2 protein-coding genes are annotated in these 1,772 nt (G+C 47.7%); both read right to left on the reverse strand.

Annotated features, from left to right (window positions below; genetic code table 11):
* Positions 1-310: 310 nt before the first annotated feature.
* Positions 311-931 (reverse strand): ParA family protein, encoded by a 621-nt coding sequence (locus FT726_RS27070; protein ID WP_166936752.1) that lies wholly within the window; start codon positions 929-931, stop codon positions 311-313.
* Positions 932-1,200: 269 nt separating this feature from the next.
* Positions 1,201-1,772, reverse strand: a 572-nt coding sequence (locus tag FT726_RS27075) for a tyrosine-type recombinase/integrase (RefSeq protein ID WP_346303830.1), incomplete at its 5' end; no start/stop codon positions are given.

Below are 1,772 nucleotides of genomic sequence, written 5' to 3' on the forward strand. Positions count from 1 at the left end.
TCTGAGTATCTGAGTATCTGAGTATCTGAGTATCTGAGTATCTGAGTATCTGAGTATCTGAGTATCTGAGTATCTGAGTATCTGAGTATCTGAGTATCTGAGTATCTGAACATTTGAGCATAACAATCTCAAATCACATGAGCACATGAGCACATGAGCACATGAGCACATGAGCACATGAGCACATGAGTACATGAACACATGAGTACATGAGTGCATGAGTGCATGAGTACATGAGTACATGAGTACATGAGTACATGAGTACATGAGTACATGAGTACAATTAACACTCATTTGGGTAAATACTCAATCACTCAACACTACTAACTATCTCTTTTGTAAGGATTTCTATCTCACCCTTAGCCGCACCATCATTGGATTCAAACACACTGTCACCATCGAGAATTGATTTTATATACACCTGTCGCTGAGTTATTGCAGTGCGAAAACATTTGACACCGGTATCCTTAATGCTTTCTTTAAGAACATTGAGCATGGTTGCCTGCTCGATTTTTCGAGTGATCAGGAAACGGGCTTCTACTTTTCGGCTATATGCTTGCGCTTCAAGCACCGTAACAACACTGCCAGCTGCAGAGAAATCTAAAGGACTTGGAGTAACAGGAATTATGACTAGATCGCTGACCATCACGGCAGCAGAGGTGATTACGGAAAGCGAACCAGCACCGTCGACAATAACGTAATCATACTCAGCAAGATCTTTGCGAATTCCGTAAACATCTTTTTCTGAGGCTGCTGTATATACATCGAATGTTGCTTTGTCAGACTTACTCCAGTTTGTCAGGCTCATCTGGGGGTCTGTATCAACTACAGCAATATTATATCCGCTTCTGGCCATAGAAGTGCTGACATTGATAACAGCTGTCGTCTTACCAGAACCACCTTTTGGGTTCAGAAAAGAAATAACCTTCATATTAGATAATCCCAACGTTAAAACTCAAATGAAGCTATGAGTAAATGAGTATAGAGACTTAAAGCGTAAGCTCAAAGAGTATTTACACATTAACTCAAAAACACAAATGAGTATAAACTCACAATGCATCACTATGTTATTGATAACAAATAGTAAAGAAATTATAAAAACTCATTTGAGTAAAAACACATATGAGTTTTTATTCAAATGATGTTTTGAAGATGCAGGCATCGATAAACGAAACACAAATTTACGAGCCCTACCCAGTGTCATCCTTTCCTCAGCATCGCCACAGCCTCATTGCCCGGCATCTGAAACTGCACCCGATGCCGGGCCGCCACGTCCAGCGCAAACACTCTTGTGTAAATCTCCGTGGACTTAGCGCTCTTGTGCCCGAGCAGGCTCTGCAGCGCCTTGAGCGGCGTGCCGGCGTAGAGCATGTGCATGGCGTAGCTGTGCCGGAAGGTGTGCAGGGTGACCGGTACCGAGAAACTGACCCCCTCTGACGCCGCCGCTTCAGTGGCATCATTCAGCCAGGTGCGCGCCGTGCGGTCGGTGATGTCCCACAGCCGCACCCGCTCCGTGCGCCCCGTCTTTTCGCTACGCCGCTCAATGGGGATGCGCAGGGTGGCGATCATCATTTCGAGCTGCGTGACGTACTGCGCGTCGGACAGCGGCACCAGGCGGTGGGGCACGACGCCGGTGGCGCGGCGTCCGGCCCGGTGCTCCGCCTTATACTCCCGCTGCTTGAGCGTGGCCAGTTGCACGAACGGGTACTGCTGGCGCAGCAGAAAGTCCCCCCGCGTCAGCGCCAGCGCCTCGCTGATGCGTGCGCCGGTGT

Origin of the sequence: Pantoea sp. Morm (assembly GCF_016643525.1) — a bacterium.
Classification (GTDB): domain Bacteria; phylum Pseudomonadota; class Gammaproteobacteria; order Enterobacterales; family Enterobacteriaceae; genus Pantoea; species Pantoea dispersa.